This is a genomic window from Streptomyces sp. NPDC047981 (assembly GCF_040653315.1).
In the GTDB taxonomy this organism is placed as follows: Bacteria; Actinomycetota; Actinomycetes; order Streptomycetales; family Streptomycetaceae; genus Streptomyces.
This window is the reverse complement of record NZ_JBEZNQ010000108.1, coordinates 1-21,161: the sequence shown is the minus strand read 5'-3', so window position 1 is coordinate 21,161 and position 21,161 is coordinate 1. Positions and strand designations below refer to the sequence as shown.

The following is a 21,161-nucleotide window of genomic DNA, read 5'->3' as shown; positions in this document are numbered from 1 at the left end:
CAGCGACGCCGGCACCAGCGTGGTCGCCGACGTCCTCGTCCTACGCCGCCGTGCCCCGGGGGCCCCGGGGGCCCCGGCGGTTGCGCTCGGGGTGGGAGGTGGCGTGGCCGGACCGGCGGTGCCGGTGGGGACGCCCAGGGCGGCGAGGACTTCTGTGCCGGTCATGCGGCTCGCGTCGCCGCCGCGGGCGGAGATGGTGCCGCCGAGGGTGAAGACGGTGACGCGGTTCATCCGACTGCTCCGTTCGTCGCGGCGGCGGGGCCGCGGGGGTTCGTCTTCGGGTCCGGCGCCGCGGTCAGCCCTGGGCTCCGTCCGCGATGGTCTCGTGGTGGCGGATGACCTCGGCGATGATGAAGTTCAGGAGCTTCTCGGCGAACGCCGGGTCCAGTTTGGCGCTCTCGGCCAGTTCACGCAGCCGGGCGATCTGCCGGGCCTCGCGCGCGGGGTCGGCCGGCGGGAGCTGGTGGCGGGCCTTGAGGACGCCGACCTGCTGGGTGCACTTGAAGCGTTCGGCGAGCATGTGGACGACCGCCGCGTCGATGTTGTCGATGCTTTCGCGCAGCCGGGTCAGTTCCGCCGTCACGGACTCGTCGATCTCACTCATGAGCAGCGAGCTTAGACGGATCGGCCGGCGATCGTCGGGGGGTGTTCGGGATCCGGGATGCGGTCGCTCCAGCCGCCGGGGACCGCCCTGCCCTGCTGTTCGCGGAAGCGGACGGGCGCGGTGCCGACCCGGCGGGTGAAGAGCCGGGAGAAGTAGGCGGGGTCGTCGTAGCCGATGCGGCGGGCGACGGCGGCGACGGGCAGTTCGGTGGCCGCGAGGAGTTCCTTGGCGCGGCCGAGGCGGATGGTGAGCAGGTAGTCCTTGGGGCTGCAGCCGGCGGCGCGGCGGACGGCGGTGCGGAGTTCGGCCTGGGTCATGCCGTGCCGGGCCGCGTGTTCGGCGACGGACAGCGGCTGGAAGGCGTCGCGGGCGAGGGCGGTCAGGACGGGGTCGCCGTCGGCGTTGGTGTCGGCGCGGGCGCGGCGCAGGGCGACGAGGAGCTCATGGACGGCGGCCCCGGTCTCTACCTCGAGGAGGGGGTTGCCGCGGCGGGCGGCGCGGGCGATGCGGCCGATGGCGGCGCGGGGCGCGGCGGCGTCGGAGAGAGGAACGACGGGACGGTCGGGTTCGATGTAGCCGAGTTCGGTGTACGTGGTGGTGGCGGGTCCGGTGAAGTCGACGAAGGCCTCGTCCCAGCCGGTGTCGGGGTCGGCGGAGTAGTGGTGGGGGGTCCCGGGGGTGAGCCAGATCAGGGCGGGGGCGGTGACGGTGGTGCGGCGCCCGTCGGGGGCCCGGTACCAGCCGCTGCCGGCGCTGACGACGACGGCGACGTGGTGGTCGAGGGTGCGGGGGCCGACGGTGGGCAGGGCGCCGTGCTGGAGTCCGACGCCGAGGCAGACGAGGCCGAGCCGGTGGTGGACCGGGCTGGGCGTGAAGTAGCGCATCCAGGTGTGGTACATCGGTCGTCGCCTGCCTTTCTCCGCCGCGTCCCGGCGCCGTGTTCCGAGCCACGTCCCGGCGCCGTGTTCCGAGCCGCGTCCCGGCGCCGTGTTCCGAGCCGCGCTCCGGGGACGTTCTTCCGTCCAAACAGCGACGATCTTTGTCCATGGACCGGCCCGCCGCCAGAGGGCGAAGGTGAGCGCATGAGCACGTTCGCTGTGGGTGACGAGGACTTTCTGCTGGACGGCAGGCCGGTGCGGCTGCTGTCGGGGGCGCTGCACTACTTCCGGGTGCACGAGGAGCAGTGGGGGCATCGGCTGGAGATGCTCCGCGCGATGGGTCTCACCTGTGTGGAGACGTACGTGCCGTGGAATCTGTACGAGCCGGAGCCCGGCCGGTACGGGGACGTGGCGGCGCTGGGGCGTTTTCTCGACGCGGTGGCGGCGGCCGGGATGTGGGCGATCGTGCGGCCGGGTCCCTACATCTGCGCCGAGTGGGAGAACGGCGGGCTGCCGCACTGGCTGACGGGCCGCCTGGGGCGGCGGGTGCGGTCGGCCGACGTGGAGTATCTGGGCCATGTGGAGCGCTGGTTCCGGGCGCTGCTGCCGCAGGTCGTGGAGCGGCAGATCGGCCGCGGCGGGCCGGTGATCATGGTGCAGGTGGAGAACGAGTACGGGAGCTACGGCTCCGACCAGCGGTACCTGCGGTGGGTCGCGGAGCTGCTGCTCGACTGCGGGGTGGAGGTGCCGCTGTTCACCTCGGACGGCCCGGAGGACCACATGCTCACGGGCGGGTCCGTGCCGGGGGTGCTGGCGACGGCGAACTTCGGCTCGGGGGCGCGCAAGGCGTTCGAGGTGCTGCGGCGGCACCAGCCGTCGGGGCCGCTGATGTGCATGGAGTTCTGGTGCGGCTGGTTCGACCACTGGGGCAAGGACCATGCCGTACGGGACGCGGGGGACGCGGCGGAGTCGCTGCGGGAGATCCTGGAGTGCGGGGCGTCGGTGAACGTGTACATGGCGCACGGGGGGACGAACTTCGCGGGCTGGGCGGGGGCGAACCGGGCCGGCGAGCTGCACGCGGGCGAGCTGGAACCGACGGTCACCTCGTACGACTACGACGCGCCGATCGACGAGGCGGGGCTGCCGACGGAGAAGTTCTGGCGGTTCCGCGAGGTGCTGGCCGCGTACGCGGAGGGGCCGTTGCCGGAGGTTCCCGAGCCGCCGCGGCGGATCGCGGGGCCGGTGGCGGCGGACCTGGATCAGTGGGCGCCGCTCGCTCAGGTGCTGGAGGTCCTCGGCGACGAGGAGGCGGTGGCGCCGGTGCCGCCGACCTTCGAGGAGCTGGGGGTCGACCGGGGCGTGGTGCGCTACCGGCTGGAGGTCCCCGGGCCGCGGCAGCCGTATCCGCTGGTCGTGGAGGGGCTCCGGGACCGCGCGGTGGTGTACGTGGACGGGGTGCGGGCGGGGGTGCTGACGACGGAGGAGGAGGCGCTGCCGGAGCCGGTGGCCGGGCCCGCGGTGGTGGAGCTGTGGGTGGAGTCGCTGGGGCGGGTCAACTACGGGCCCCGGCAGGCGGAGCCGAAGGGGATCACGGTCGGGGTCCGGCACGAGCGGCAGTACGTGCACGGGGTGCGGGCCCGCGGCCTGCGCCTGGACGCCTTCGAGGCTGCGGCGGTGGCGAAGGTCCCGTTCCGGCCGGTGGCGGCCGAAGGGGCCGGGGCTCCGGGGCTGTTCCGGACCGTGGTGGACGTGGCCGGTCCGGGTGACGCGACGCTCTCGCTGCCGGGCGGGGTGCGGGGCTTCGTCTGGGTGAACGGGTTCTGCCTTGGCCGGTACTGGAACGTCGGCCCGCAGGAGTCGCTGTTCGTACCGGGCCCGGTGCTCCGGGAGGGCGCCAACGAGGTGTGGGTGCTCGAACTGGAGGGCGGGGCGGCGGATTCGGGGGCCGTACGGCTCGCGTGAGCGGCTGAGCCGATCACCGGACGGACGGGAGCAGGTACAGGTACAGGTGCGGGTAGGGGTACGGGTGCCTGGACGTGCGTGAGCGGGTACGGGGCGGCGGTGCCCCGTACCCGCTCACGCGCGGTTCGCTCCGGTCGTACTACAGGGTCGCCGCGGCGGACTTGATCTGGGCGGCGAAGGTGGAGACCTCGGTGTACACGCCCGGGTAGTTCGGGCGGGCACAGCCCTGGCCCCAGCTCACGATGCCGACCTGGATCCAGGCGCCGGCGTTGTCGCGGCGGAACATCGGGCCGCCCGAGTCACCCTGGCAGGTGTCGACGCCGCCCTGGGGGAAGCCGGCGCAGATCTCCTCGCCCGGGACGAGGTCGCCGCCGTAGGACCGCTGGCAGTCGGCGTCCGAGACGAACGGGACGGTGGCCTTGAGCAGGTAGCGCTGCTGCGCTCCGCCCTCACGGGCCGCGCCCCAGCCGGCGACGGTGAACGTGCCGTTGTTGTACGCGGTGGTCTCGGCGATCTTCAGGGTGGGCACCGAGGTGATCGGCGAGGCGAGCTTGATCAGGGCCCAGTCCTTGCCGGTCCCGTTGTAGCCGGGGGCCTGGAGGACCTTGGTGGACCTGACCTTGATGGCGGCGCTGGACTGGAGGTCCACGACTCCGACGGTGGCGGTGATGCTGGTGTTGTTGCCGGAGCCGCTGACGCAGTGGGCGGCGGTGAGGACGATCTGCGGGGTCAGCATGGAGCCGCCACAGCCCATGGAGAGCCGGACCATCCAGGGGAACTCGCCCTGCGCGGCGCGGGTTCCGCCGACGACGGGGGCGGGCGCGGCGGAGGCCGTGGTGGAGGGCTGGAGGCTGACGGCGGCGAGGACGACGGCGCCGGCCGCGGCGATTCTCTGCAGGGCGCGGACGAACCTGTTCTTCTTCAAGTGTCTGCCTTTCGTGGGGGGTTGGCCTTGATGGCATGTGCCCGTCAAGTCCTGGTCCGGATTATGAACACCGCTCACCGGGGGCCACAAGGGCACGATTTCGGCCAGCGCCGGGGCGCGGTGCGGGGGCCTCGTACAGTGGAGGGAAGGGGGTGCGGCGTGCCGGACGGAAGCGGAGTCGAGGGTGCCGGAGCTTCCGGCGCGGTCGTGCACGGGTTCCCGCACCTCGCCACGGTCCGGGCCTCGATCACCGCGCTGTACCGCCGGCTCTCGGCGGACGGAGTACGCCAGTACGCGGCCAGCGTGCCCCCGGCGGCGGTGGCCTTCTCCGACGACGAGGACCTCCACCTCGGGGCACAACGGGTGGCCGGCGCCCTGGTGCACCACCTGCGGCTGCCCGAGGCACGGATGATCGTGAGCTTCCGGGAGATGCGGCACGCGGCGACCGTCGAACTGGCGGCGGGTCCGGAGTACTTCGTCGAACTGAACGACCGCTTCCGCGACCACCGAGCCGATGTGGGCGCGGCGCTCGCCCATGAGATCACCCACGTGCTGCTGCACCGCCTCGATCTCGGCTTCCCCGGCACCCGGGACAACGAGATCCTCACCGATGTGGTGACCGCCTATCTGGGGGCGGGCTGGCTGCTGCTCGACGCGTTCCGCGAGGACGGGATGTCCCGCCAGAAGCTGGGCTACCTGACGCCGGAGGAGTTCGGATACGTGCTGGCCAAACGGGCCGAGGTGTTCGGGGAGGACCCCTCGCCGTGGTTCACCAGTCCGCGGGCGTACGAGGCATGGACCCGGGGGCGGGAGGAGGCGGCGCGGGACGCCCGGCGGCCTCCGCTGGCGGCGGCCGGGTGGGCGGCGCGCCACCGGTACGCGAAGGACCGCCGCTACGGGCGGGCGGCGGCGGACGCCCCGTACGCCTTCGAGGGGAGCGGGGCCTCGGCCCGGGTCTCCTTCCCGTGCCCGGTGTGCCGGCAGCGGCTGCGGGTGCCGGTGGGGCGGCGGGTCCGCGCGCGGTGCGGGGTGTGCGGGACGGTCCTGGAGTGCGACGCGTAGCGGGCTGAACTCGTTTGCCTCGTCCGGGTCCCACGGGTGAAGGTCGGCGCATGAGCACGTTGTTCGAGGCGATTCACGAGGGGGCCGACGCCGTCGTGCGCGCCCTGCGGGCCGGGGCCTCCCCGGAGACGGCCGACGAGGAGGGGGAGACCGCGCTGTACCGGGCGGCCGTCGCGAACGAGCCGGGTGTCGTCCGGCTGCTGCTGGCCGCGGGGGCGGATCCCGGGCGGGCCGGCGGCGCCGAGGCCGGGGACCTGCCGCTGTGCGGGGCTGCCTGCGGCGGGCACGCGGAGGTGGTGCGGGCGCTGCTCGCCGCCGGGGCGGTGGCGGACCAGCCGGAGGCGTACGGGTTCACGGCCCTGGACTGGGCGGTACGGCTCGGGCACGCGGAGACCGTACGGGTCCTGCTCGAACACGGCGCCGCGCCGAGCCGGCCGGGGCCCGACGGGCTGCCGCCGCTGGTGGCCGCGGCCCGCCGCGGGTCGACGGCGAGCGTGCGGGCGCTCCTGGAGTTCGGCGCGGGCCCTGCCGAGGACGCGCTGCGCGAGGCGCGGCGCTGGATCGGCGTGGACATCGAGGAGGAGCTGCGCCGCGGCCTGCTCGCGGCGGGCGACTCGGTCGCCGGGCAGGCCGGGGCTCCGGACCCGGGGCAGGGCGAGGCTTCGGACCCGGGGCAGGGCGAGGCTTCGGGCTGGGGTGGCGAGCAGGGTGACGAGACGGGCTCGGGGACCGGGCACAGCGAGGGCACGGGCTCGGGGGCCGGGCGCGGCGACGGCGCGGGCTCGGGGACCGGGCAGGGCGAGGCTTCGGGCTGGGGTGCCGGGCAGGGCGAGGGCACGGGGCCGGGAGCCGGGCACGGCCACGGCGCGGGTCCCGGAGCCGGGCGCGGCCACGGCGCGGGTCCCGGGGCCGGGGACGGGGGTGCGGGGCCGGAGGTCGTGGTGCGGCGGGTGCGGGAGGACGGCGGCGTGACCGTCGTCGTGGAGGTGCTGCGGGAGGACGGCGTGCCGAGCCGCGGCAACGAGCAGCAGACCGGGCACGCGGCGATCGCCACGCTCCTGGAGCGCGCGCTCGGGGTGCGGGTCCCGCCCGAGGAGTTGGCCGCGCGGGCGCTGCGCTGCGGCGAGCCGGACCTGGACGACTGGAAGGAGGCGGTGCGGACGCTGGGCGCCCGCGACGACGAGGAGTCCTTCCGGGCCGCGTCCGGCTGGTGCGCGAGCCCCGACCCGCTGCGCCGCGCCCTCGGCGCCCGCGTGCTGGGCGCTCTCGACAGCTTCACGCCCCGGGGCCTGCCGGTCCTGCGCGGGCTGGCGGCACGGACGGCGAAGGCGGCGCTCGGCGAGGGGCCGACGACGCCCGGCGCCGCCCGCGAGCCCGCGCTCTCCGTGGTCGTCGCGCTCGGACAGTACGGCGAGGAGGCGGCGCTGCCCGAGCTGCTGGGGCTCGCCGCCCATCCCGACATCGAGGTGCGGCGGGCGCTCGGGTGCGCGCTGACCGGCCCGGTGCCCGCCGGGGACGCGGTGGCCGTGGCCACCCTCGTCGCGCTGAGCCGGGACCACGACCACGGAGTCCGGGACTGGGCGACGCTCGCGCTCGCGGAGGTGCCCGAGGACACGCCGCTGCTGCGGGAGGCGCTCGCGGCGCGGCTCGCGGACGACGACGAGGACGTGGTCGCCGAGGCCGCGCGCGGGCTTGCGATGCGTCAGGATCCGCGCGCGGTCGAGGTGCTGGCGTCGATCCTCGCCGACGGGGACCCGGACGGCGCCGCGCGGGACACCGCGCTCGCCGCCGTCGAGTACGTCGAGGACCCCCGGGTCAGGACCCGGCTGGAGTGGACCGCGCCGCGATGTCGTTGACCGCCGCCCACGCGAACGCCATCGCAGGGCCGATCGTCGCGCCCGGTCCCGGATAGGTATCCCCCATGACGGCGGCCGAGCAGTTCCCGGCCGCGTACAGGCCCGCGACGGCGCTGCCGTCCTCGCGCAGCACCCGCCCGTCGCCGTCGGTGACCAGGCCGCCCTTGGTGCCGATGTCGCCGGGGTGGACCGGGACGGCGTAGAAGGGGCCCTTGTCCAGGGGCGCCAGGTTCGGGTTCGGGAGGGTGGGGTCGCCGTAGTAGCGGTCGTAGACGGAGTCGCCGCGCCCGAAGTCCTCGTCGCGCCCGGTGGCGGCGAAGCCGTTGAAGCGGGCGATCGTCGCTTCGAGGCCGGGGGTGCCGATCAGCGCCGCCAGCTCCGCGACCGTCCCGGCGCGCCGCACGAATCCGTCCCACCGCTCGGGGAACGGCTGGCCGGGGAAGAGCCCGGCGAAGAGGTAGCGCGCCTTGGAGCGGGCGTCGAGGATCAGCCAGGACGGTACGGTCGTCGCCTCCGGGCGGTCGCAGGCGTACATGCGGTCGACGAACCGGTGGTAGGGCGCCGCCTCGTTGGCGTACCGCTCCCCCGCCGCGTTCACGATCACCATGCCGGGGATGCCCCGGTCGGCGACCAGGAAGAACGGCTTCTCGCCGGGCGGGCAGACGGACGGGGCGCCCCACACCTTGTCGAGCAGGTCGGTCGCCGCGCCCAGCTCCTCGCCGAGGCGCAGGGCGTCGCCGGTCTGCCCCTCCGAGGCGTGCGTCCAGGCCGTGGAGGTGGGCGCCGGCAGGTGCTTCTCACGGAGCTCCTGGTCGTGCGAGAAGCCCCCGGAGGCGAGGACGACACCGCCCCTGGCCCGTACGGTCCGGCCGTCGGCCAGCTCCACCCCGGCCACCCGGCCGTCCTCGACGAGCAGCCCGGCGAGCGGGGCGTCCAGCCTGAGTTCGCCGCCGAGTTCGTGCAGCGAGAGCCGCATCCGGGCGATGAGCGCCTCGCCGAGGGAGAGCAGCCTGCGTCCGGTGAGCAGGGCGCCGACGGCGCGCGCGCCGACCCGGACGGAGGCCCGCCGCCCGGCCCAGGTGCGGGCGACCATGTTGAGGAAGCGGAAGTCGTACGAGGTCATGGTCAGCCCGTACGTGGGCAGGCCGGCCCGGCGCATGGTCGCCGCGAGCGGGCCGAGCCGCTTGAGGTCCACGATCTGCGGCTCGATCGACCGCCCCTGGGCCATGCCGCCGAGGGCTTCGGGGAAGTAGTCGGAGTAGCCGGGCGTGTACATGAAGCGGACATGGGTGCGGTCGTGGAACTCCCGCACCATGCGCGGCCCGTGGGTGAGATAGGCGTCCTTGCGGGCGGCGGGCACGCGGTCGCCGACGGTCGCGTCGAGGTAGGCGCGGGCCTTCTCGTAGGTGTCCCCGAGGCCGGCCTCGTCGAGGTGCTGGTTGCCCGGGACCCAGATCGCGCCGCCGGACAGGGCGGTGGAGCCGCCGTAGCGGTCGGTCTTCTCGATGACGAGGGCGGTCAGGCCGCGCAGCCGGGCGGTGATCGCGGCGGCGAATCCGGCGGCGCCGGAGCCGACGACCACGACGTCGTACTCGTGCCCCTGGTCGGAGCTCATCCGAACACCCCTGTCGCGTAGTCGCTGAGGTAGTAGAGGAGCGGTGCGCCGTCCTCGCGGGCCTCCAGGGCCAGGACGCGGGCGGTGACGACGTCGTGGTCGCCTGCCTCGTGGACGGCGTGGACGGCGCAGTGGAGGGTGGCGAGCGCGCCCTCGATGTGGACGGCGCCGTCCTCGCTCACCGTCCAGTCGACGCCGGCGAACTTGTCGGGTCCCGGGCGGCCGAGGGCGGCGCAGACCGCGCGCTGGTCCTCGGCGAGGATGGAGATCCCGAAGTGTTCCGCGGCCCGGACGGCGGGCCAGCTGGTGGAGGTCTTCGCCACGCAGAGCAGCACCAGCGGCGGTTCGAGGGAGAGCGAGGCGAAGGACTGCACGGCCAGGCCCGCGGGGCGGCCGTCGCCGTCGAGGGCGGCGACGACCGTGATGCCGCTGGCGAAGTGGCCGAGGACCTCGCGCATCAGCCGTTCCACTGGTGGCCCCAGAGGCTGTCGGAGGTGATCTCCTTCGCGGTCCAGGTCGCCGGGTCGACGAGGAGCCCGTCCCAGCCGTACTCGACCTGGAAGCCGCCGGGCGCCTGGGCGTAGAAGGAGACCATGCGGTCGTTGGAGTGGCGGCCGAGGGTGGAGGCGATGGGGATGCCCGCCGCGTTCATCCGGTCGAGGCAGTAGCCGACGGCGTCGAGCGAGTCGGTCTCGACCATGAAGTGGACGATGCCGGGCGGCAGCGCGCCCGGGTAGAGGCCGAGGCTGTGGTGGCGGGCGTTGGGGCTGAGGAAGTTCATCCAGTAGAAGTCCTGGCCGGGTTCGCCGGTGGGGACGGCGACCGGCGGGAGCTTCATCCGGTCGCGGAGCTGGAAGCCGAGCAGGTGCTCGTAGAAGGTGACGGTCTCGTCCATGTTCGGGGCGGGCAGGACGACATGGCCGAGGCCGAGGTCCTGGCCGTCCGGGGCGGTGGTGACGAAGCGGTTGCCGTATCGGGCGGGCAGCGGGCTGTGGTCCTGGGCCTGGCCCCAGTACAGCTCCAGGGGGTTGCCGGCAGGGTCGTCGACGTGGATGAGGCCCTGGACGCGGCGCTCGGCGAGGGTGGCCTCGTCGGCGTGCTTGACGGGGAAGCCGGAGGCTTCGAGCTCCTCGGCGGCCTCGGCGAGGGCGCGGGCGTTCGGCAGTTCGAAGCCGGCGGCGAGCAGCCGGTCGGTGGTCCCGGCGACGAAGGTGAGGCGGCGGATCCGGTCGTCGACACGGGTGTGCAGGACGGTGTCGGTGGAGTCCTGGGCCTCGGCCATGCCGAGGATGTCGAGGGTGTAGGCGCGCCAGTCGGCGAGCGTGGTCGTCTCGATGCGGAGGTAGCCGAGGGAACGGATGTCCATGGGAGCGGGGTCCTAACGCGAGAAGAAGTCGAGGGCGAGGCGGTTGAACTCGTCGAAGCGTTCGACCTGCGCCCAGTGCCCGCAGTGCGGGAAGACGTGCAGTCGGGCGTCCGGGATCGTGCGCAGGGCGACGAGCGCACCGTCGAGCGGGTTGGTGCGGTCCTCGCGGCCCCAGGTGAGCAGGGTCGGCTGCGTGATGCGGTGGCCTTCGCGCCAGAGCTGCGACTCCTGCGGCCAGGTGGCGAAGGCGGCGCCCATCCGGGCGGCGCCGAGCCGGGCGTCGGGGTCGGTGGCCTGGGTGTAGCGCTCCTCGACGAAGGCGTCGGTGACGATCGCCGGGTCGTACGCCATGGTGAGCAGGAAGGCGCGCATCTGCTCGCGGCTGGGGGCGGGCGAGGCGTTGAAGGCGAACAGGTGCTTGATGCCCTCGGTCGGGTCGGGCGAGAAGAGGTTGACGGAGATCCCGCCGGGGCCCATGAGCAGCAGCCGGTCGACCTTGGCGGGGTGGTCGATCGCGAGCCGGGCGGCGGTGCCGCCGCCGAGCGAGTTGCCGATGAAGTGGGCTTTCTCCAGGCCGAGTTCGTCCATGAGGGCGGCGACGGCGCGGGCGCTGAAGGAGAAGTAGTCGCAGTCCGGCGCGGTCTTGTCGGAGCGGCCGAAGCAGGGCTGGTCGATCAGGAGCGTACGGAAGCGCTCGGCGAAGACCGGGAGGTTGGCGCCGAAGTTGGACCAGGCGGAGGCGCCGGGGCCGCCGCCGTGCAGCATGATCACAGCCGGGGCGTCTGCCGGGGCTTCGGCGGGACCTGCCTCGTGGAAGTGGAGGGTGAGGTCGCCGGCCTTCACGGTCCGTGAGGTGCTCTCGGCAGTGAGGCTCGCGGCGGGGGTGGGGGTCGCGGTGGCGGTCACAGCATCGTGTCCTGGATGTCGAGGCCGAGGGCGGCCTGGCCGTAGAGGACGAGGGCCCGCTCGGGGTCGTTGGCGGCGTGGCCGCGCCCGGTGTGGACGTCGCGCCAGGCGCGCTGGACCGGGTTGGGGCCGGTGCGCATCGCGCTGCCACCGGCGTTCTCCATGAGCAGGTCGACGGCGGCGACGGCCCGTTCGGTGGCGATGACCTGGTCGCGGCGGGCTCGGGCGCGCAGCTCCATCGGCAGGGGAGCCCCCGCGCGGGCCAGTTCGTACAGCTCGGCCATGTTGCGGGTGAGCTGGAGCCAGGAGGCGTCGATGTCGGCGGCGGCGCGGGCGATGCGGACCTGGGCGAAGGGGTCCTCGGCGACCTGCTGTCCGTAGCTGACGCGGAACCGCTCGCGGGTCGCGGCGACATGGCCCTCGTAGGCGCCCTCGGCGATGCCGACGATCGGGGTGGAGATGGTGGTGGTGAAGACGGAGGCGTACGGGAGCCGGTAGAGCGGTTCGGGGTTGGCGGCGAGGCCGGGCGCGTCGAGGGCGGTGACCGGGCCGAAGCTGAGCGCGCGGTGCTCGGGGACGAAGACGTCCTCGCAGACGACGTCGTTGGAGCCGGAGCCGCGCAGGCCGACGGTGTCCCAGACCTCGTCGACGCGGTAGGCGGTGCGCGGGACGAGGAAGGTGCGCATGTCGACGGGGCGGCCGTCGGCGTCGGTGACGAGGCCGCCGAGGAGGGCCCAGTCGGTGTGGTCGCAGCCGGAGGAGAAGTGCCAGCGGCCGGTGAGGGTGAAGCCGCCGTCGACGGGGGTGACCTTGCCGGTGGGGGCATAGGAGGAGCAGATCCGGGTGTCGGGGTCGGCGCCCCACACCTCCTCCTGGGCCTTCGGCTCGTAGAGGGCGACGTGCCAGGGATGGACGCCGACGACGGAGGCGACCCAGCCGGTGGAGCCGCAGGCCTTCGCGATCTCCTTGACGGCCGTGTAGAAGGCGACGGGGTCGGCGGCGTGGCCGCCGTACGCGCGGGGCTGGAGCAGCCTGAAGAATCCGGTCGCGGCGAGCTCCTTGACGGAGTCCTCGGGGACCTTGCGGGCGGCCTCGGCCTCGGCGGCCCGCTCGCGCAGGGCGGGGGCGAGGGCGCGGACGGCCTCGAGGACGGCTCCGGTGGCGTCGCTCATCGCGTGTCCTCTCTCGGAGGGAATCGGGAGTGGCTGGACCGTACGCCGAGGTGTTCCGGAACGGCATACGGGGTTCCCGCTGAGCGGGAACCCCGAGGCCAGGGGGCGCGGCGGGGGCCTGTCGGTCGGGCCCGGGGCGAGGGCGCGGCGGGAGCCTCTCGGTCGGGCCCGGGGCGAGGGCGCGGCGGGGGCGGGGCGATGGCTTCGAGGCCAGGGGGCGCGGCGGCCTGGCGACCAACCCGAAGGCGGGGGCGCGGCGGGGGCCTTGCGATCGACCCGGAGGGGGCCGGGTGGTCGCCCCCCCCCGGGCGGCCCCGAGCCCCGCGGACCCCGTCCCCCGTCCGTGCCGAACTCGCGGGTAACCCGATCCGCCGGGGAATCGCAGGGCGGGCTTCTCCTCGCGTTCACCGAGGAGTCATCGTGACCCCCCGTAATGCAGGAGTTGTATGGACAACAGTTGTTCATACATCTTGGCCCCGCTCCCCTTCCCTCATGGAGTACGCGTGACCTCCCCTGCCCGCGCCGCCGTCCTGCTCGGCGCCCTCGGACTGACCGCCCTGTCGCTGACCGCCTGTGGCGCCGCCCCCACGAAGGGCGCCGCAGGCGCCGACGGGAAGAACCTCGCCACCGCGACCTCCGCCGCTGAGGCCGGCGGCATGGACGCCCTGATCGCCGCCGCGAAGAAGGAAGGCACGCTCAACGCGATCGCCATCCCGCGCGACTGGGCCAACTACGGCGCGATCATCGACGGCTTCACCGCCAAGTACGGCATCAAGGTGACCGTCGAGAACCCCGACGGCTCCAGCCAGGACGAGATCAACGCGGTCAAGTCCCGCAAGGGCCAGGACCGTGCCCCCGACGTCCTCGACCTCGGCGCCTCCTTCGCGCAGGCCGCCGGCGAGCAGGGCCTGACCGCCCCGTACAAGGTCGCCGCCTTCGAGAAGATCCCCGGCTCGCAGCGCGACGCCCAGGGCCGCTGGTTCAACGACTACGGCGGCTACGTCTCCATCGGCTGCGACGCCAAGAAGGTCAAGGCCTGCCCGCAGACCTTCGCCGACCTGCTCAAGCCCGAGTACAAGGGCAAGGTCGCCCTCAACGGCAACCCGACCAAGTCGGGCTCGGCCTTCGGCGGCGTCTACGCGGCGGCGCTCGCCAACGGCGGCTCCTTCGACGACATCAAGCCCGGCATCGACTTCTTCGGCAAGCTGAAGAAGAACGGCAACTTCAACCCGGTCGAGTCGACCCCCGCCACCATCGAGAAGGGCGAGACGCCCATCTCCATCGACTGGGACTACCTGAACGCCGGTTACGCGAAGCAGTTCGCGGCCAAGGGCATCGACTGGAAGGTCGCCGTGCCCACGGACGGCGTCTACGCCCAGTTCTACTCCCAGGCGATCAACAAGGACGCGCCGCACCCCGCGGCCGCCCGCCTGTGGCAGGAGTACCTGTACAGCGCCGAGGGCCAGAACCTGTGGCTGAAGGGCTTCGCCCGGCCCGTGCTGATGCCGGCCATGGAGGCCGACGGCACGCTGGACAAGACGGCCGCCGCCGCGCTGCCGAAGGTCGCCGGCACCCCGACGTTCCCGACCGAGCAGCAGACCGCCAAGGCCAAGGAGACCCTGTCGCAGGGCTGGGCCGCGGCCGTCTCCGGGTGACGCCTCGATGACTCCGCACCCCTCCTCCACCCCGTCCGGGGCGGCCGACGCGTCCACCGCGCGTCCGGCCGCCCCGGCGGGGCCGGGGGCCGTCGGTTCCCCCATGACCGACGGCTCCCCCACCCTCCCGGCGCAGGCAGGCCTCCCGGCGCAGGCCGGTGCCGTGACCCCGGCCAAGAGCGCCGCACCTGCCCGGCAGCCGCGCCGGGGCCAGCGGTCCATGGGCGGATGGCTCGCCGCACTGCCGCTGCTCCTGCTCGTCGCGCTCGCCTTCGGGCTGCCCGCGCTGGCCATGACCGACGGCGCCTTCACGCTCTCCGACGGCGGGTACGGCCTGGACAACCTGGAGCGGTCGGTGGACGGCGCGTACGCCACCGCGCTGCTCGGCAGCGTCAAGCTGTCCGCGCTCACCGCCGCCGCCGGCACCGTCTTCGGGCTCTTCCTCGCCCAGGCCGTGGTCTCGTCGCGCGGCCGGGCGCTGCGCGAGGCCGTCCTCACCGCGTCCGGTGTGCTCGCCAACTTCGGCGGTGTCCCGCTCGCCTTCGCCTTCGTGGCCACCCTCGGCAACGCGGGCGTGCTCACCACCGAGTTCGGACTCGACCGGCACGGCTGGTCGCTCTACGGCTTCTGGGGCCTCGCCCTGACCTATCTGTACTTCCTCGTCCCGCTGATGGTCCTCACGGTCGCGCCCGCGCTCGACGGACTGCGCGTCCAGTGGCGCGAGGCGGCCCACGACAACGGGGCGACAGCCTGGCAGTACTGGCGTCACGTCGGGTTTCCGGTGCTGCTGCCGTCCCTGCTCGGCGGCTTCGTGCTGCTCTTCGGCAGCGCCTTCGCCGCGTACGCGACGGCCGCGGCGATGGTCGGCAGTTCCGTCCCGCTGGTGACCCTGCAGATCGCGGACGCGCTCTCCGGCAACGTCCTGGTCGGCCAGGAGAACGTGGCGCTCGCGCTGAGCCTCGACATGGTCGTGGTCGCGGCGCTCGTCATGGCCGTCCACCTCCCCCTCCAGCGAAGGAGCACCCGATGGCTCGCCTAGGACGTCCCGTCGTCCTCCTGGTCGCGGGGGTCTACTTCCTGGTGCCGCTGCTCGCGTCCGCCGTGTTCACCCTGGACATCCCCGGGCAGGGGCTCACCCTCTCCGCGTACACGGCGATCTTCGCCGCGCCCGGCTTCACCGGCAGCCTGCTCCTCTCGCTCGGGCTCGCGGCGGCGACCGTCGCGCTCGTCCTGCTGGTGACCGTCCCTGCGGCGGTCGCGGCCCGGCTCTCGGCGCCCCGGCTGCGGCCGGTCCTGGAGGTCGTCTGCACCCTGCCGCTGGTGGTGCCTCCGGTGGCGCTGACCGCCGGGCTCGGGACCGTCCTGCGCTGGGGCCCGGAGCACCTGTCCACGACCCCGCTGTACCAGACGTTCGTGGCCGTGCAGAACCCGGACTTCCCGTTCGTCCTGGTCCTCGCGTACGCGGTGATGGCGCTGCCGTTCGTCTACCGGGCGCTCGACGCGGGCCTGCGCTCGGTCGACCTGCGCACCCTGGTGGAGGCCGCGCGGGACTGCGGGGCGTCCTGGCCCCGCGCGCTGGTCTCGGCGGTGCTGCCGAATCTGCGCGGCGCGCTCCTGAACGGCTCGTTCCTGACCCTGGCGCTGGTGCTCGGCGAGTTCACGGTGGCCTCGCTGCTCGGCTTCCAGCCCTTCGCGGTGTGGATCGTGCAGGCGTCCGGCTCCGACGCACGGCTCTCGGTGGCCGTGTCGCTGCTGAGCCTGCTGCTGACCTGGGTGCTGCTGCTCGCGCTGACCACCGTGGGCAACCGCCGCCGGCGCGCACCGCGCTCCGCCCGCTCCCTCCGACCGCCCGAGGCCGCGTCGGCCTCCCGAGGAAAGACCACCAGCTCATGACCGTGACCGAGACCGAGAACGTGACCGGCCCCGCCGCCCGGACCGGGGCGGCGCTCCAGCTGCGCGGTCTGCGCCGGACCTTCGGCTCCGCCATCGCCCTCGACGGCCTCGACCTCGATGTCGCCCCGGGTGAACTCCTCGCCCTGCTCGGCCCGTCCGGCTGCGGCAAGACGACCGCGCTGCGCGTGCTGGCCGGTTTCGAGCGGCCCGACGAGGGCCAGGTGCTGCTCGACGGCGAGGACATCGTGCCGGTGCCCGCCAACCGCCGTGACACGGCGATGGTGTTCCAGTCGTACAGCCTCTTCCCGCACCTGACGGCCGCCGACAACGTGGCCTTCGGGCTGAGGATGCGCAAGGTGCGGTCCGCCGAGCGGCGCGCCCGCGCCGCCGAGCTGCTCGACCTCGTGGGGCTCGGCGGCCACGGCGAGCGGTTCCCGCACCAGCTCTCCGGCGGCCAGCAGCAGCGGGTCGCGCTGGCCCGGGCGCTGGCGCTGCGGCCCCGGCTGCTGCTGCTCGACGAGCCGCTGTCGGCGCTCGACGCGCGGGTGCGGGTGACGCTGCGGGAGGAGATCCGCCGGCTCCAGCTGGAGCTGGGCATCACCACCGTGTTCGTCACGCACGACCAGGAGGAGGCCCTCTCGATGGCCGACCGGGTCGCCGTGATGAACGGCGGGCGGCTCGAACAGTGCGCCACGCCGACGGAGTTGTACGAGCGGCCCGCGACGGACTTCGTCGCGGAGTTCATCGGCACCATGAACCGGGTGCCGGGGCGCGCGGTCGACGGCGGAAAGGCGGTCGAGGTGCTCGGGGCGACGCTGACGGTCGGGGAACCGGACGGGCGTACCGGAGACGTACGGGTGCTGCTGCGGCCCGAGGCCCTGGAGGTGACGGCGGGCGGCCCCGCCCGCGTCACGGGGACCTCGTTCCACGGTCCGACGACCCGGCTGCTGATCGCGCTGCCCGACGGTACGGACGTCAAGGCGGACGTGCCCACGCACGCGGCGGCCGGGCTGACCCCGGGCACGGCGGTCGCGGTCCGTCCGCAGTCCCGGCCCGTGCTCCTGGCCTCCGCCGGAGGTGCGGCGTGAACGGCGCGAAGCGGCTGCAGGCGGTCCTCTTCGACATGGACGGCACGCTCGTCGACACCGAGGGCGTCTGGCTCGACGTGGTGGAGTCCGCGGCCGCGCGCCGGGGCCGCACCCTGGGCGCCGAGCGGCGTACGGCGGTGACGGGCCGGTCCGTCGAGGACACGGCGGAGCTGCTGCACGCCCATCTGGAGTCGCCCGCGGCGGAGTTGGCCGCCGAGCTGGGCGCGGACTTCGCCGCCCGGCTCGCGGTGGCGGTGGCGCCCCGGCCGGGCGCGCTGCGGCTGCTCGCGGCGCTGCGCGCGCAGCGGGTGCCGACGGCGCTGGTCTCGGCCTCGCCCCGCGCGGTCGTCGCGCAGGTGGCGAGCACCCTGGACGGGCACCGGTTCGACGCGCTGTTCGGCGCCGAGGACACCGCGCGGACGAAGCCGGAGCCCGATCCGTATCTGGCGGCGGCCGTGGCGCTCGGCGCCGAACCGGCGCGGTGCGTGGCGGTGGAGGACAGCCCGACGGGCGTCGCCTCGGCCGTCGCCGCGGGCTGCCGGGTCCTCGCGGTGCCGTCGACGGAACCGCTGGTGGACTTCGCCGGAACCGAAGGCGTCACGCTGGCGGACTCGTTGACCGAGGTCGACCCCGAGCTGCTGAACTCCCTGGTCGGGTGAGCCGCGCGCATGGCAGGGTGGGCCTGTGAGTGAGGAACGGGGCAGGACGCCGCTGTATCTGAAGGTCGCCGCGGACCTGCGGACCGCCATCACGGCGGGCGAGTACGGATCGGGTGCGAAGCTCCCCGCGGAGGACGACCTGGCCCGCCGCTACGGCGTGTCCCGGGGCACGGTCCGCCAGGCCCTCGCCGCGCTCCGCACGGACGGCCTGATCACCTCGCGGCGGGGTTCGCGGCGGGTGGTCCTCGGCGGTCCCCGGCTGCACAGCTTCGGCGAGCTGCGCTCGTTCACCCGCTGGGCGCGCTCCCTCGGCGAGGAGCCGGGCGGCCGGATCGTGGCCGTGGACCGGGTGCCGGCGGACGCGGAGGAGGCGGAGAAGCTGCGCGTCGAGGAGGGCGCGCCGGTCTACCGGGTGCGCCGGCTGCGCACGCTCGCGGGTGCGCCGGTGATGGTGGAGCGGACGACGTATCCGGAGCGGATCGGTGTGCTGGTGGCCGGGATGCCGCTGGACACGGTCTCGCACTCGGAGCAACTGGAGCTGCACGGCGTGCTGTTCGCGGACGCGCGGCACACCATCGACCTGGTGCCGGCCGACGCCGACGACGCGGAGCTGCTCGGCTGCCGCGTCGGGGAGTCACTGCTGCGGGAGCGGCGGCACTCCACGGACCCCGCGGGGACGCCGGTGGAGTGGTCGCAGGACCGCTATCTGCCGGGCACGGTGGCGTTCACGATGCAGAGCTCGACGGCGACGAGCGCGCTGGGCCGCCGACTGGGTGCCTGAGTCCGCCACACGTACGAAAAGAACCCGGGGTCCGAGACCCCGGGTTCCTTCGTGTCCGGAGGTGGTGTCACGCCGGCCGGAGCAGCGCCGCGAGGAGCGGGCGGAAGTGCGCGAAGCCGGGGGTCGGCAGCTCCGGGTCCTTGGCCTGTTCGTCCCAGCGGCGTACGGCGACGGCGTCGGCCGCGCCCGGGTGGGCCTCGAAGGCGCGCACCTGCTCCTCGGTCATCGGCCCGCCCTGGACGGCCAGGGTGTGCACGGACGCCTCGGAGAGGAGGGCGAAGTAGCCGGGCTCGACGGCGCAGAGGTACCGCTTGGCGGCGACGTGCAGCCGTACGGGTTCGGTGACTTCGGGCCCGAACCACTGGTCGAGCCAGTCGGCCCCGGTGTGGCTGTGCCGGTTGTCGGTGCCGTTCTCCATCAGGTCGCGGCCGGTGACGGCGCCCTGGAAGTGGCCGACGTCGTGCAGGAGTGCGGCGGCGACCAGGTGCGCGGGGGCGCCGGCCGCCTCGGCGAGGGCGCCGGCCTGGAGCATGTGCTCGGCCTGGGTGACGGCCTCGCCGAAGTACTCGGCGCTGCCCTCGCCCTCGAAGAGGGCGGCGAGCGTGTCGAGGGGGTGGTTCATCGCGTGGTCTCCGCTCGGCGCAGGACGGCGAGGGTGGAGGCGAGCCCGTCGATGTCGGCGTACGCGCCCTGGAGGTGCCGGTCGCCGGACTCGGCGAAGGCGGTACGGGCGTGCAGCAGCCGGGTGTTGTCGAAGATCAGGCAGTCGCCGGGGGCGAGCCGGAAGTCCAGCTGAAGCTCGGGCCGCAGGAGGAGTTCGCCGAAGCGCCGGTAGGCGGCGTAGAAGGCGTCGAGCAGGTCGGCGGGGAGGGAGAGGGTGCCGATGGAGCGGTTGTTGAAGCGGATCTCGCGGAGCCGGCCGGCCGGGTCGGTGCCGATCAGGGGCCGGTGGGCGCGGAGTTCGGTGCGCTCGTCGGCGAAGGCGAAGGGCACCGGGACGCGGGTGAGGATCTCGTACGCCTCCGGCGCCTCGGCGCGCAGCAGGGCGGCGGCGTGGAAGCCGTCGACGAGGCCGGAGTCGCCGCCCTGGGCCGCGTTGGTGAGGCAGTGCAGGAGCTGGAGGGTGGGGACCGGGTCTCGGTAGGGGTTGTCGGTGTGCGGGGTGATCCGGGCGCCGGTGAAGGCGAGGTTGTTGGGGTCGGCCTCGACGCGGACCTCGAACAGCTCGCCGTAGTTGGTCTCGCGGACGTAGCCGAAGGTGCGGGCCACGTCGAGGACCTGGCGGTCGCGCACGGGGACACCGCGCAGCAGGACGAAGCCGAGGCGCAGGACGGAGTCGAGGGCGGCGGCGCGGACGGCCGGGTCGCCGGTGTACGCGTCCCAGTCGGCGTCGGGGAGCCCGTCGGCGAACCGCTCGGCTGCCCACAGCTCCTTGTCGTCCTCGGTGCGGCCGTCGCCGGGGGCGGCGTTCGTGCCCGGCAGGTGGGCGCCGAGCCATGCCTCGGGGTAGACGGAGCGGTGGCCGTCGGGGGCCCAGACGACCTCCCGGGCGGGGGCGCCGTCGAGGGTGCGGGTGTCGTGGACGGCGTCGACGGCGAGCGCGGCGGGGAGTTCGGTGATCTGGAACAGCTTCTGACCGTTGCGGGGGTCGCGACAGTGGGCGCAGGGGCAGTTGTCGCGCAGCCAGAACGGCGGCGCGGTGGCGAGGGACGCCATGAGGCTCTCCAAGTTGTACAGACAACTTTCGGTTCGGTCGGGAGCCTTGCAGTCGCGGATGACCAAGGGGTTACGGACAACCCAACAGGCACCCGAGCCCCGCCCCGTATATACCTATTCGAAATAGTGGATGCAGCTGTCTTCCCCCGGGCGAGGAGCGCGTGGCAGGGTCTGCGCAACGTCACGGAAACACGGGGACGGGAACGGAGGCGGCCATGACCGCTGAGCTGGTCGGCGTGGGGACCCCCGCGCCCTCTCTGCTGGAGAAGGCCGCCCGGGTGCTCGCCGCCTTCGAGGGGCCCGAGCCGCGCCTCTCGCTGACCGAGGTGATCCGCCGCTCCGGCATCCCGCGCTCCTCCGCGCACCGCATCCTCGACCAGCTCGTCCAGCTGCGCTGGCTGGACCGGGAGGGCCGGGACTACCGCATGGGAATGCGGATGCTGGAGCTGGGCGCGCTCGCCGCCCACCACAACCGGCTGCGCCGGGCCGCGCTCCCCCGCCTCCACGCGCTCCACGAGTCCACCGGCCACCTGGTCCATCTGTACGTCCTCGACGGCGCCGAGGTCGTCTGCCTGGAGCGGATCGGCGGCTCGGAGGACTCCACGGTCCCCTCCCGCACGGGCGGCAGGGTGCCCGCGCACTCCACGGCCGCCGGCAAGGCCCTCCTCGCCTTCGGCGACCCGGCCGCCCTCACCGGGCTCCTGGCCCGGCGACTCCGCCCGCTCACCCCGCGCACCCTGGTCAACCCGGTCGCCCTCCGCTCCGAGCTGGCCGCCGCCCGCGAGCGGGGCGTCGCCTTCGACCGCGAGGAGACCTACCGGGGCGTCTCCTGCGTGGCCGCGCCCCTGCGCGGCGCGGGCCGGGCGATCGCCGCGGTCTCCGTCTCGGGCCACGGCATCCACCGCGACCTGGACCGCCTCGCCCCGGCGGTCCTGGCGTGCACCCGGGGCGTGTGGCAGGACCTGTTCGGCCCGGGGCGCGGGGGCCCCCCCCCCCCCGGCCCGGCGGCCCCCCCCCCGGGCC

At 74.3% G+C, this 21,161-nt stretch carries 20 protein-coding genes and 1 pseudogene; 10 read left to right on the top strand and 11 right to left on the bottom strand.

Annotated features, from left to right (window positions below; all coding sequences use genetic code 11):
• The 3 genes and pseudogenes from AB0E14_RS36060 to AB0E14_RS36050 all read right to left on the bottom strand — a co-directional run.
• Positions 1–231, bottom strand: a pseudogene (locus AB0E14_RS36060) (hypothetical protein); the annotation flags it as partial.
• Between the two features lie 64 nt (positions 232–295).
• Positions 296–604: a chorismate mutase gene (locus AB0E14_RS36055; protein ID WP_362428486.1), complete on the bottom strand. Its 309-nt coding sequence runs from the start codon at positions 602–604 to the stop codon at positions 296–298.
• 11 nt (positions 605–615) lie between these two features.
• The gene (locus AB0E14_RS36050; protein WP_362428483.1) at positions 616–1,503 is read right to left on the bottom strand and encodes an AraC family transcriptional regulator; all 888 of its coding nucleotides are present in this window, start codon (positions 1,501–1,503) and stop codon (positions 616–618) included.
• Between the two features lie 183 nt (positions 1,504–1,686).
• Here AB0E14_RS36050 and AB0E14_RS36045 point away from each other — a divergent pair, with 183 nt between their 5' ends.
• A complete protein-coding gene (locus AB0E14_RS36045; RefSeq protein ID WP_362428480.1) occupies positions 1,687–3,444 on the top strand; it encodes a beta-galactosidase family protein in 1,758 nt (585 codons plus the stop codon).
• Positions 3,445–3,583: 139 nt separating this feature from the next.
• On the opposite strand, the gene AB0E14_RS36040 is transcribed toward AB0E14_RS36045, so the two are convergent.
• Positions 3,584–4,369, bottom strand: coding sequence for a serine protease (locus tag AB0E14_RS36040; RefSeq protein WP_362428477.1), 786 nt, complete (start codon positions 4,367–4,369; stop codon positions 3,584–3,586).
• A 159-nt stretch (positions 4,370–4,528) separates the two neighbouring features.
• Between AB0E14_RS36040 and AB0E14_RS36035 the strand changes: the two genes are divergently transcribed.
• Both AB0E14_RS36035 and AB0E14_RS36030 read left to right on the top strand, forming a co-directional pair.
• On the top strand, positions 4,529–5,431 hold the full coding sequence (locus AB0E14_RS36035; RefSeq protein WP_362428474.1) for a hypothetical protein: 903 nt from the start codon (positions 4,529–4,531) through the stop codon (positions 5,429–5,431).
• 50 nt (positions 5,432–5,481) lie between these two features.
• Positions 5,482–7,287 (top strand): ankyrin repeat domain-containing protein, encoded by a 1,806-nt coding sequence (locus tag AB0E14_RS36030; RefSeq protein ID WP_362428471.1) that lies wholly within the window; start codon positions 5,482–5,484, stop codon positions 7,285–7,287.
• Here the strand turns inward: AB0E14_RS36030 and AB0E14_RS36025 are convergent.
• From AB0E14_RS36025 to hsaA, 5 genes are read right to left on the bottom strand one after another with little or no spacing between them, the layout of a single operon-like run.
• Positions 7,247–8,902, bottom strand: a complete 1,656-nt coding sequence (locus AB0E14_RS36025) for an FAD-dependent oxidoreductase (RefSeq protein WP_362428468.1) — start codon at positions 8,900–8,902, stop codon at positions 7,247–7,249. The genes AB0E14_RS36030 and AB0E14_RS36025 overlap by 41 nt on opposite strands.
• Positions 8,899–9,360: a flavin reductase family protein gene (locus AB0E14_RS36020; protein ID WP_362428465.1), complete on the bottom strand. Its 462-nt coding sequence runs from the start codon at positions 9,358–9,360 to the stop codon at positions 8,899–8,901. Before AB0E14_RS36020 ends, AB0E14_RS36025 begins: the two co-directional genes overlap by 4 nt.
• Entirely contained in the window at positions 9,360–10,268 is a 909-nt protein-coding gene (locus AB0E14_RS36015; RefSeq protein WP_362428462.1) for a VOC family protein, read from the bottom strand. The genes AB0E14_RS36020 and AB0E14_RS36015 overlap by 1 nt, the downstream gene beginning before the upstream one ends.
• A 12-nt stretch (positions 10,269–10,280) precedes the next feature.
• Positions 10,281–11,174 (bottom strand): 4,5:9,10-diseco-3-hydroxy-5,9,17-trioxoandrosta-1(10),2-diene-4-oate hydrolase, encoded by an 894-nt coding sequence (hsaD, locus tag AB0E14_RS36010; RefSeq protein WP_362428458.1) that lies wholly within the window; start codon positions 11,172–11,174, stop codon positions 10,281–10,283.
• Positions 11,171–12,346 (bottom strand): 3-hydroxy-9,10-secoandrosta-1,3,5(10)-triene-9,17-dione monooxygenase oxygenase subunit, encoded by a 1,176-nt coding sequence (gene hsaA, locus AB0E14_RS36005; RefSeq protein WP_362428455.1) that lies wholly within the window; start codon positions 12,344–12,346, stop codon positions 11,171–11,173. The genes hsaD and hsaA overlap by 4 nt, the downstream gene beginning before the upstream one ends.
• A gap of 503 nt (positions 12,347–12,849) precedes the next feature.
• Between hsaA and AB0E14_RS36000 the strand changes: the two genes are divergently transcribed.
• From AB0E14_RS36000 to AB0E14_RS35975, 6 genes are all read left to right on the top strand, one after another.
• Positions 12,850–14,001 carry an extracellular solute-binding protein gene (locus tag AB0E14_RS36000; RefSeq protein WP_362428452.1) on the top strand — a complete coding sequence of 384 codons (1,152 nt, stop codon included), beginning with the start codon at positions 12,850–12,852 and terminating at the stop codon, positions 13,999–14,001.
• Positions 14,002–14,221: 220 nt separating this feature from the next.
• Positions 14,222–15,040: an ABC transporter permease subunit gene (locus AB0E14_RS35995; protein WP_362428490.1), complete on the top strand. Its 819-nt coding sequence runs from the start codon at positions 14,222–14,224 to the stop codon at positions 15,038–15,040.
• Positions 15,028–15,894, top strand: coding sequence for an ABC transporter permease subunit (locus AB0E14_RS35990; RefSeq protein WP_362428449.1), 867 nt, complete (start codon positions 15,028–15,030; stop codon positions 15,892–15,894). Before AB0E14_RS35995 ends, AB0E14_RS35990 begins: the two co-directional genes overlap by 13 nt.
• A complete protein-coding gene (locus AB0E14_RS35985) occupies positions 15,891–16,982 on the top strand; it encodes an ABC transporter ATP-binding protein (protein ID WP_362428446.1) in 1,092 nt (363 codons plus the stop codon). Before AB0E14_RS35990 ends, AB0E14_RS35985 begins: the two co-directional genes overlap by 4 nt.
• Positions 16,979–17,641: an HAD family phosphatase gene (locus tag AB0E14_RS35980; RefSeq protein WP_362428443.1), complete on the top strand. Its 663-nt coding sequence runs from the start codon at positions 16,979–16,981 to the stop codon at positions 17,639–17,641. The genes AB0E14_RS35985 and AB0E14_RS35980 overlap by 4 nt, the downstream gene beginning before the upstream one ends.
• A gap of 25 nt (positions 17,642–17,666) precedes the next feature.
• The gene (locus tag AB0E14_RS35975; protein ID WP_362428440.1) at positions 17,667–18,422 is read left to right on the top strand and encodes a GntR family transcriptional regulator; all 756 of its coding nucleotides are present in this window, start codon (positions 17,667–17,669) and stop codon (positions 18,420–18,422) included.
• A gap of 67 nt (positions 18,423–18,489) precedes the next feature.
• Here AB0E14_RS35975 and AB0E14_RS35970 read toward each other — a convergent pair whose 3' ends face one another.
• Positions 18,490–19,044 carry a phosphonate degradation HD-domain oxygenase gene (locus AB0E14_RS35970; RefSeq protein ID WP_362428437.1) on the bottom strand — a complete coding sequence of 185 codons (555 nt, stop codon included), beginning with the start codon at positions 19,042–19,044 and terminating at the stop codon, positions 18,490–18,492.
• The gene (locus AB0E14_RS35965; RefSeq protein WP_362428434.1) at positions 19,041–20,138 is read right to left on the bottom strand and encodes a TauD/TfdA family dioxygenase; all 1,098 of its coding nucleotides are present in this window, start codon (positions 20,136–20,138) and stop codon (positions 19,041–19,043) included. The genes AB0E14_RS35970 and AB0E14_RS35965 overlap by 4 nt, the downstream gene beginning before the upstream one ends.
• A gap of 215 nt (positions 20,139–20,353) precedes the next feature.
• Between AB0E14_RS35965 and AB0E14_RS35960 the strand changes: the two genes are divergently transcribed.
• A partial coding sequence (locus AB0E14_RS35960; RefSeq protein ID WP_362428431.1) for an IclR family transcriptional regulator occupies positions 20,354–21,161 on the top strand: 808 nt, incomplete at its 3' end.

What these genes read in the sequence shown, in the direction of transcription:
- AB0E14_RS36050 (WP_362428483.1), bottom strand. Translation starts at nt 1,503, where the DNA reads ATGTACCACACCTGGATGCGCTACTTCACGCCCAGCCCGGTCCACCAC.
- AB0E14_RS36020 (WP_362428465.1), bottom strand. Translation starts at nt 9,360, where the DNA reads ATGCGCGAGGTCCTCGGCCACTTCGCCAGCGGCATCACGGTCGTCGCC.
- AB0E14_RS36030 (WP_362428471.1), top strand. Translation starts at nt 5,482, where the DNA reads ATGAGCACGTTGTTCGAGGCGATTCACGAGGGGGCCGACGCCGTCGTG.
- AB0E14_RS35995 (WP_362428490.1), top strand. Translation starts at nt 14,222, where the DNA reads ATGGGCGGATGGCTCGCCGCACTGCCGCTGCTCCTGCTCGTCGCGCTC.
- AB0E14_RS35970 (WP_362428437.1), bottom strand. Translation starts at nt 19,044, where the DNA reads ATGAACCACCCCCTCGACACGCTCGCCGCCCTCTTCGAGGGCGAGGGC.
- AB0E14_RS35985 (WP_362428446.1), top strand. Translation starts at nt 15,891, where the DNA reads ATGACCGTGACCGAGACCGAGAACGTGACCGGCCCCGCCGCCCGGACC.
- AB0E14_RS35990 (WP_362428449.1), top strand. Translation starts at nt 15,028, where the DNA reads ATGGCTCGCCTAGGACGTCCCGTCGTCCTCCTGGTCGCGGGGGTCTAC.
- hsaA (WP_362428455.1), bottom strand. Translation starts at nt 12,346, where the DNA reads ATGAGCGACGCCACCGGAGCCGTCCTCGAGGCCGTCCGCGCCCTCGCC.
- AB0E14_RS35965 (WP_362428434.1), bottom strand. Translation starts at nt 20,138, where the DNA reads ATGGCGTCCCTCGCCACCGCGCCGCCGTTCTGGCTGCGCGACAACTGC.
- AB0E14_RS36055 (WP_362428486.1), bottom strand. Translation starts at nt 604, where the DNA reads ATGAGTGAGATCGACGAGTCCGTGACGGCGGAACTGACCCGGCTGCGC.
- AB0E14_RS36045 (WP_362428480.1), top strand. Translation starts at nt 1,687, where the DNA reads ATGAGCACGTTCGCTGTGGGTGACGAGGACTTTCTGCTGGACGGCAGG.
- AB0E14_RS36025 (WP_362428468.1), bottom strand. Translation starts at nt 8,902, where the DNA reads ATGAGCTCCGACCAGGGGCACGAGTACGACGTCGTGGTCGTCGGCTCC.
- AB0E14_RS36015 (WP_362428462.1), bottom strand. Translation starts at nt 10,268, where the DNA reads ATGGACATCCGTTCCCTCGGCTACCTCCGCATCGAGACGACCACGCTC.